Genomic DNA, 8,889 nt, shown 5'->3' on the forward strand with positions numbered 1-8,889 from the left:
TGGTAGAGAATCAAGTTTTCGGACGGGCTGAGGGGGGGAATTGTCATGAAATTTGATTATGAATACACAGAGATAGAGGGATATGATTCACAGTATAAGAATGAAGACTTTGAGTTTGGTGTTCCGGTAGAAGCTATTTATGTAAAATCAAAAGTAAGTACGGATAGAGGTAATCCCTTCATTGAAGCCCTGCCGTTTCCTCGTACCGAAGGAGATGTTGTCTGTGCATATGAAAAAGGATTGCCAGATTATGATTTGGATGAGGCAAAAACCTTGCCTAAGACAGAAAAATTATTGCAGCTGGAAGAATTGAAAAAACTGAGATTTGTCTTGCCATTTCATGAGGAACTGGAGATGAGGTTTTATAATGCATTACGAGTTTCTTATCGAATGCGGGAATTTGTTTTCTCTAGAAATAATGGTCTTCAACGCAATACAAAAAATGAGGATGTTGTGCAGGCTGGACGGGTTATCGGAAACCCTGCAGATGCAGCAAATGCAGGATTCTCTTTAATTGGGTACAGTGGCTGTGGAAAATCAACTGCTATACATACGTTGTTATCGCGTTATCCGCAGGTTATTGTTCATAAAGTTGGAGACGGGTATTTTACACAAATTGTTTATCTGGTAGTAAACTGTGTAGCAAATAGCAACTTTTCAGCGCTGTATGAGGGCATTGGAGCTGCCATAGATAGAGCTCTTGGTAATATTACACCAACATATGCTGCAGAAATTTCAAAAACAGCAACCCTTGGAAAAAAAGCAGAAAAAATAAAAGGATTTATCGATAAATTTGGTATTGGAGCCATTATCTTTGATGAGATACAGTTGATTGATTTTAGTTCTACCAGAGAGAATTCATTTGAAAGTTTGCTGACTCTTGTGAACCGGACAAAAATGGCGTTGATTGTGGTAGGAACGGAAGACGCAAAAAGTAAGATGTTTAAGGAACTAAGGACGGCCAGACGAGTTGGGCCTGTGATATCAGGAGATTTGTATTGTGGAAACAAAAGCTTTTTCTCCTTACTGGTAAGAATGCTGTTGAGATATCAGTGGTTTGATAAAACGATTGAAGCAACAGACGAAATTATTGATGCCTTGTATGATGTCACAAAGGGAGTCATAGACCAGCTTATCAGCATTTATACTGCAATGCATTATGAATACCTGTCACGAGACGATAAGAGAGTAAAAATAGATGCTGATTTTATACGAAAGGTTGCAAAGAAATATTATCCGGAAATGCAGTATATTCTTAAAAATCTGGAAAGCATTCAAGCCACAAATAATCGTATTTTGGAAAATATTGCACTTAAAATTATGGACACGAAATCTCAAAACACGCAGATGACAACTATGGTGGAGGAATTTGAAGAAAAAGAAAAAGACGATGTCATATTAAAAAATGTCATCAAGACCATAAATATGATTTATGATTATGAGGAAGAAAAGATAAGGCAGGAATATAAAAAGCTTATGAAGAAAAATTCTGACCTTACCGAAAAAGAAATTGCCCAGGAAATTATAAAAGCCTTGGAGAATCCCAATAAGAAGACAAATGTAAGAAAAACAAAAACACAGTCTAGGAAGACAACTAAAAAAGCAACTATAGAAGAAATGAAAACATTTTTAAATATATAGAGGTGCTGTTATGGGACATATTGGAATTTTTTTTACACCATATAAAAATGAATTTGTTTATTCCTGGATATGTCGTTTGGCTAGAGCCAATGGATTGTCTTTTAGGCACTTTATGATGAATTATATGGGGCATAGCATGATTTTTAGGGGGGATTTTAAATATGAGCTTCGTCATGAATTAACGCACCTTGCTGAAAAATCCTTTAGAAGTCTTGATTTGGATGATATTTATAAGAATAATACCGGACAGCGGTTTTATAATTTATTCTTAACAGAAATGCAGATTGAGAAAGTAAATCAAAATTATGTGAAAGATACAAGTAATTTGAACCTAACAGTACAATATCATATAAATCATATAAGAGTATGTCCAGAGTGCTTAAAAGAAGACGAATGTAAGATATTACATGTGGAGCATCAGATACCGGAAGTTACTGTTTGTGCCAAGCATGGGGGCAAATTAATGGAATTTACCAAGCAAAAAGGGTATGAGTATGAATTCAAAGAATATGACTACCAGGAAGTTCCATATAAGTTTGATGAAAATACAGATTTCATGTTATCTAAATACATATCAGATTTGTGCCTGTCAGATATAACAGCCTGTATTACAGACGTAAAGCAGGCTGTAGTAGATAAATTAAGGGAGAGGGGATATCTACGCACCTGGAATGATACAGAGGCTCTATTGGCAGATATAGGAGCGTGGAAGTATAAAGGATTATTTCAGGGAAGAGAAGAATACTTTGCAAATAAAATATTTCCAAGAAAGATTAACATTGCGCCAGAAGGATTTCTTCCGTTTATGATATTTGCTTTTCCGGATGTCCAAGATTTAATCAGAGTTTTGCCAAGACATGAGCAGTATTTTGAAAGAAGAATCTGCAGTGTTTGTGGCAAAGAAAGCATATTTGCGGTATCAGACAAAAGTATCTGTCATGAATGCGTAAAAAAAGATGATGAGAATCATGAATTTGCACGTCTGGTAGAGAAAATGTCTGATGGTGAATATAAAGCTATGAGCGAGTTTGAATCTCTAAATAATGAAGTGGCTCTACTCCATAAGGAATGCGGAAATGTAGTTCATATTAAGCCTAGAATGTTTTTATACGGAACCTCCAGATGCCCATGCGAAAAAGTTGAGTTTGATAATGGTTTTAAGATTTTAAAAGCATATCAGAATGCAGGAATGTCTATTGATGATATAACAAAGACAACCGTATGGAACGGATATAAATTAGGACAATGGGTATCGTGTACCAGAAGAAAAGCTGGTAAAAACGTATTAACAAATAAACAGATGGCGCAATTGGAAGAAATAGGTTTTACTTTTGCAAAATTGGAAAAGAAATGGATTGAAGCAGTAGAGAAATATCGTCGTTATGTTTTATCAACTGGAATCAAGCATGTACAAAAACCAATAGAGTTTGAAAATTTTCGACTAGGTCAATGGTATGCGGATGTGAGACAGTCATACAGAAGAGGAACGTTATCAAAAGAAAAACTATTGGAAATCAGAGAAATAAATCCCGATTTTCCTAATCTTCCAGTAAAAGAGAAAAAAACAGAACCACCGAAAGAAAAGAAAAAGGTATATTTCGATGAAGCTGTAGAATTGTTTTTGGAATACCGAAAAGAATATAAAACACAAAATATTCCAAAAAGAAAAGAATATAAGGGATATAAACTTGGTATATGGGCCAATCAGATGCGGGCAAAAAAGACGCAAGGAATTCTTCCAGCTGAGCAGATAGAAAGATTAAATGAGATTAATTTTGATTGGAATCCGTTAGATACAAAATGGAATGGGGATATGGACAGATATCGAAAATATATTCAAAGTGGTGGTAAACCAGAAATTCCAAAGGAAAGGGATTTTGAAGGTTTTGCTATTGGTTATTGGTATGCAAATTTAAAAATTTCTTATAGGAACGGCAGCCTGACTGAAGAAAAAATCCAAGAAGTAAGGGATATAAATCCTGGGTTTATGAATAACTGTTAAAGCATTAGATTGCTGTGGATAAAATTAAATATGTGTAAGAGGAATGATATATGAAAATAATAAAGAACATGATTAAATGCAAAAGATGCGGAGATATAATCGAAAGTAAGTCAGTACATGATTATAAGTCGTGTAGCTGTGGGCTGGTATCTATTGATGGCGGTTGTGCATACATACGTAGGTGCGGAGACCCTGAAGATTGGGAAGAACTTTCGGTTATGTTGGAAGATGAAAATGTACCAAAAAAATAAACATCTGGAACAGATATAAGCTTGGCCAGTTGGGATTATACACATGACATAAAGCTAGGAAAAGCACTCTGACAAATGGTAACAACATTTATGGGCATTGTTTAGATGTTATATGTAAATTAGAATTTGACGGGGAGGTCTCATGAGGACAGAATATAAACACAATCCGCCCATTCCATATAGTCTGCATGATATGCGGGTCAAAAAGATTATAACTCAAGATAAAACAATAACACTTGAATTTGAGGACGGATATGAAAAACTTACAGAATCTTTTGAACAGGTCGAAGGAAACATCACAATCGAAGGTGTGGATTTTGATTGTACCTGCGTTATGTTGCAGAGCAAATGGGGAAACTATGGAAAATTCAACGGTGAGAAATTAGAACTGGAACGCTTTATAAAGAGATACAAAAACTATAGCTTTGAAATTGTAGATGAATTATACGGGTATAATCAAGTATTGTATTCTGGTTATTTATCTATCTTAGAAACAGAAGATTTAGTTCAAATGGACATTTCAATTTACTTTACGGGCAAAATTATTTACGATACAAAAGAGTAACAACTTCCAATTTATAGAACTGATAAATATAAATCTGTGGAGACTGAGAAATGAACACTATTCGTGTTTTATGCATAATCATGTCTCTGAGTCTCCGCAACCAAGAGCATAATTGCAAAAAAATATTATTAAAGAAAAAAACGAAAAAACAAAAATTATACTACTGTATGGTTAACAGAATGCAACTTGTTTCGAATTAAGTTGTAAAAACTAGCTGGATTTTCAGGAAAGAAAAAAACTATATTTCGAATCAAATTGTAAAAAGGTATAAAAAAACGCTTAAAAGCGTTAATCTTGTTTCGGATTAAATTGTAATTGAACAGTAAATATTTTTAAATAAAAAAGATCCCTTTCAGGAGCAGATACTTCCTGGAAGGGATTTTGTTGTTATTAAGAAAGATTTTCGATAAGATTTATAAAAATATGCAGGGATAAAAAGTGTGGCTGCCGGGAGTTTTCCTAGTGTTTAAAGGATTTCACAAAATTGAATACATTTTTTATTTCACTTCTTTTTTCGACGAAAGCTCCGGAAGCTGGCAGCAGTATGCAATTCCCAGAGGAGTGACTAGAAGCGGGTGTACAGGCCGGTAAACAGGCAGGTGCAGCCGCTTTTCAAACACCGAGGTAAATTCTGTGAACATAGAGGAACCGCCTACCACATACACAGCCGGAACCTGGTAGCCCTTCAGGAATTTTTCTGTAATAAGCGCCATTTTTTCTACAGTAGCCTTGATAACAGGAAAAATTTCCGCTTCTTTTTCCGGCTGGGTTTTCAGAACCTCAGCTTCTTCATAAGGGATCCGGTAATGGCCTGCCACAGTCATTGTCATGTGACTGCCGCCGGTTGCCTCGTCATCTGTGTAAATAACCTTTCCGTCTTTTAAAATACTGATTCCGGTTGTGCCGCCGCCTACGTCCACAACGGCTCCGTCGGTGATCTTCAGAACAGCGGAAGCCGCAGTAGGCTCATCCACAATATTCGTGACCTCAAATCCGGCGCCTTCCAGCACATAACCGATACTTTTGACGCTTCCCTCAGACACGCCCGGAGGGATGGCTGCCGCTGCATAGAGCAGCTCTGTACCAAGACGTTCTTCCAGAGTTTCCTTCAGCTTTGTCACAAGCTGTACAGATTCAAAATAATTAACGATCACTCCATCCTGAATGGCGTGGGAGGGAGCGGAAATTCCGGCAATGGGACGGTTGGTGGTATCAACCACAGCCAGAACTGTGTTTGCAGTTCCAAGGTCAACGCCGACCTTTAATCTTCCTTTGAATTTTTTACATTCTCCTGTTTTTACAAGTTCTGCAAAATTTGACAGTGTTCTGCTTTTCAGATCCATTTGGGTACTCCGTTTCTGTTTTTGTATATGGAATATTATAGAGTAAAAGCCGACATAAAATCAATCCTTTTTGGCAGATAAAGAAAAGGCAGAACTCCGAAACGGGCTCTGCCTTGCAGCGGTATGTATTATTTAATAATTGTACCTGTTTTTTCTTTATAGCCATCCTGTGCATGAGCCATATCTGTAATAATGGCGCGTCTGTGGGCTCCTTTTTCGATAAAGGAGATGCCTGCTTCAATCTTGGGAAGCATGGAGCCTTTTTCGAACTGATCTGCTTCCATGTATTTACGGGCATCTTCTGCAGAAATTTCTCCCAGAAGCTCTTCGTGATCGGTACCTCTGTTGAGGCTTACTTTTTCCACGCCGGTAAGAATCAGAAGAGTATCTGCGTTTAATTCCTCAGCAAGAAGTCCGCTGGCGAAATCTTTTTCGATGATTGCGCTGGCACCGTGAAGGTCAACTCCCTGTTCCAGAACAGGAATACCGCCGCCTCCGGCAGCGATCACGATCTGACCTGCCTCAGCAAGAGTACGGATTGTTTCCAGTTCAATAATTTTCTGGGGCTTCGGTGCGGCAAGAATTCTGCGGTACTGACCATCGGCAGTTTCTGTAACAAAGTTTCCTTTTTCTTCCTCAGCTTCCGCCTCCTGAGCATTCAGGACACGGCCGATGATTTTTTCCGGCTCTGCAAAAGCATCGTCATAAGGATCAATGACAACCTGGGTCAGTACAGTGGCAACCGGTTTATAAATGCCGCGGGAAAGCAGTTCTGCGCGGATTGCATTCTGCAGGTCATATCCGATGTAGCCCTGACTCATGGCAGAGCAGACGGACATAGGCGCGAAGGTGTAATCCGGATGTGCTTTTCCGAATTCGTTCATTGCAGTGTGTATCATGCCTACCTGGGGGCCGTTGCTGTGGGAGATCACAACATTTGCGCCATCCTCTACCAGGTCTGCGATGGCTTTTGCCGCTGCTCTGGTAGCGGTTTTCTGCTCAGGCAGAGTGGTTCCCAGCGCTTTGTGTCCCAGTGCAACTACTACAGTTTTTTCGCTCATAGGGATACCTCATTTCTTTTTCATTAATATGTTTTATTATAAAAGAACATGGCCTGAAATGCAAGAGAGGATTGCAAAAGGAAAAGCCGCCTGCAGATGCAGACGGCCTGTTTCCTTAACTTTTTGAGGGGGGAGATAGAGAGTGGTTATTCATCTATCCAAAACCTATTATATCGGAGAAATGTGTGCAAAGTGTGTACTGTTTCTAAAAGAAAACGAAAAAATATAAAGAAATATTAAATTAAATTTATAATTAGAAGTCCACATTGTATATTTTAAGAAAGCATGGTACAGTAAATCTGTCATAGTCCACAGTTCTGTGGATCCTTAATCACAGACAGCTGTTTCGGGGATATTCAGCAGCTGTTACAGTTCAGAAGTACCGTTCGGTGCAAAGTTCCATAGATGAAAATACGAAAAACAGAGAACGTAACTCAGAAAGGGGAGGTGCCATTGACAGGGGAAACTTTTAACAGGTAAAAGGAAACAGGAAGCCAGTGTTGATTTTTGCTGCAGAACAGAAAGAGGGAATATTATGAAAAAAAGAATATGGCACAAAATAAAACAGATCAGTCTGGGGATTTTACTGGCTGGATTTGTAATGACATCAGGAACACAGGAAACTCTGGCACAGCTGCCGGACAGCGCACAGGAAACTTCTGTGGAAAAGTCAGTGAAATGGGGAAAGAGTTCCGGGGAATTTCGTGTGCAGAGTGAACAGGAATCCGGAGAAGAGGAACTTTTCGGGGACGAAGCCGGAAATGATATTCAGGATGGAAATGGACAGGCAGAAGAGAACCTGCCCGGTCAGGAAACGGAAGAAGAGGATCCGTCCGGGGATGGCTTTGATAATGATGCGCAGTCCGAAACAGAACCGGAGGACCAGGTACCGGAAGCGCCTGACGGAGAAGAAAACGGGGAAGGCACAGCGCCGGAAGAGGGAGAGAACCCGGAAGAGAAGCCTGAGCAAGATTCGGATGAAGAAACGGAAGAAAATCCGAATACAGAGCCGGGAACAGGGGAAGACACGGAAATACCGGAAGAGGAAACAGCAGACTTTGTTTTAACCGCAGAAGTAAATCCGGAAACAGCCAGGGCAGGAGAGATGCTTGTCTGTGAAATAGCAACAGAAAATACAGGGACGCTTCCTCTGGAAAATCTCAGCTTTTTCTGTGAACAGCCGGACAGTACACTGACGGCAGTTCTGGAAGATCAGCAGGGTGAGAAAATTCCCTGGGAAAATACCGGGATGCTGCTGCCGGGAGAGAAGAGAATATTTTATGTCTGTATTCCTGTTCCGGAAGACAGGACAGAAGAGGTGGGCTTTGAACTGACAGCCAGGGCGTATCCTCAGAATACAGATCAGAATACAGAAAAGGAAGATCATGATCCGGGGGACTTTTCATCAGAGGAAGCTTCGCAGACAGTGCCGGATGAAATCAGTCGTACGATTACGGTAAAAACAGAAATACAGGCGTTAAAGGCAGATTTCCAGGTGACAAAAACGGCAGACCGTACAGCAGCGGTGCCCGGCGACCGGGTACTTTTTCAGATATGTATCAGGAATACCGGGGAGAGGATTCTTCATTCTGTGCTGACCACAGAAAAGTTCCGGACAGAGAACATTCCTGTACACTTTCTGGAAAAGGAGGGAGTGATTCTTGACAGTACAAGAACAAAGGCGCTGGTCAGTCAGCTTCCGCCCGGACAGTCAGTGAGCCTTCAGGCGGAGATTGTGATACCGGAAGATATAAAAAGCAGTAAACTGATCAATGAAGTGGAGGTAGTAACAAAAGAAACCGGGGAAAAAACAATGACCTCCAGTGCGGAAGTGCAGGTTCATAAGGCTGTTCAGCCTGAGCAGAAAGAGGAAGTGCAGAACCCTGAACCACCCTCAGAAAAAAGTTATCCTGCCTCCACAAGGCCGGAGACAGGCGATGAAACAAGATTGACATTATGGTGTGTGCTTCTCCTGGGTGCATTTGGATGGGTATCCCTGAGTCTGTGTATAAAAGATAAGAAAAGG

General features: G+C 39.9%; 6 protein-coding genes and 1 pseudogene. 5 read left to right on the forward strand and 2 right to left on the reverse strand.

Annotated elements, in window-relative coordinates; all coding sequences use genetic code 11:
- The first annotated feature begins 45 nt into the window (after nucleotides 1-45).
- The 4 genes from QVP40_RS06695 to QVP40_RS06710 all read left to right on the forward strand — a co-directional run bounded on the left by QVP40_RS06695 (nucleotide 46) and on the right by QVP40_RS06710 (nucleotide 4,459).
- Entirely contained in the window at nucleotides 46-1,641 is a 1,596-nt protein-coding gene (locus tag QVP40_RS06695) for an ATP-binding protein (protein ID WP_022067704.1), read from the forward strand.
- 10 nt (nucleotides 1,642-1,651) lie between these two features.
- The gene (locus tag QVP40_RS06700; RefSeq protein ID WP_022067705.1) at nucleotides 1,652-3,643 is read left to right on the forward strand and encodes a Helicase associated domain protein; all 1,992 of its coding nucleotides are present in this window, start codon (nucleotides 1,652-1,654) and stop codon (nucleotides 3,641-3,643) included.
- A 50-nt stretch (nucleotides 3,644-3,693) separates the two neighbouring features.
- Nucleotides 3,694-3,894: a DUF7695 domain-containing protein gene (locus QVP40_RS06705; protein WP_022067706.1), complete on the forward strand. Its 201-nt coding sequence runs from the start codon at nucleotides 3,694-3,696 to the stop codon at nucleotides 3,892-3,894.
- A gap of 142 nt (nucleotides 3,895-4,036) precedes the next feature.
- Nucleotides 4,037-4,459, forward strand: a complete 423-nt coding sequence (locus QVP40_RS06710) for a hypothetical protein (RefSeq protein ID WP_022067707.1) — start codon at nucleotides 4,037-4,039, stop codon at nucleotides 4,457-4,459.
- Nucleotides 4,460-4,956: 497 nt separating this feature from the next.
- On the opposite strand, the gene eutJ is transcribed toward QVP40_RS06710, so the two are convergent.
- Entirely contained in the window at nucleotides 4,957-5,802 is an 846-nt protein-coding gene (gene eutJ / locus QVP40_RS06715) for an ethanolamine utilization protein EutJ (RefSeq protein ID WP_022067708.1), read from the reverse strand.
- A 128-nt stretch (nucleotides 5,803-5,930) separates the two neighbouring features.
- Nucleotides 5,931-6,863: a carbamate kinase gene (arcC, locus tag QVP40_RS06720; protein WP_022067709.1), complete on the reverse strand. Its 933-nt coding sequence runs from the start codon at nucleotides 6,861-6,863 to the stop codon at nucleotides 5,931-5,933.
- Nucleotides 6,864-7,398: 535 nt separating this feature from the next.
- On the opposite strand from arcC, the pseudogene QVP40_RS06725 reads away from it, so the two are divergent.
- Nucleotides 7,399-8,889: pseudogene (locus QVP40_RS06725) on the forward strand (hypothetical protein); the annotation flags it as partial.

This window comes from Blautia sp. CAG:257 (genome assembly GCF_000433815.1).
In the GTDB taxonomy this organism is placed as follows: Bacteria; Bacillota; Clostridia; order Lachnospirales; family Lachnospiraceae; genus Blautia_A; species Blautia_A caecimuris.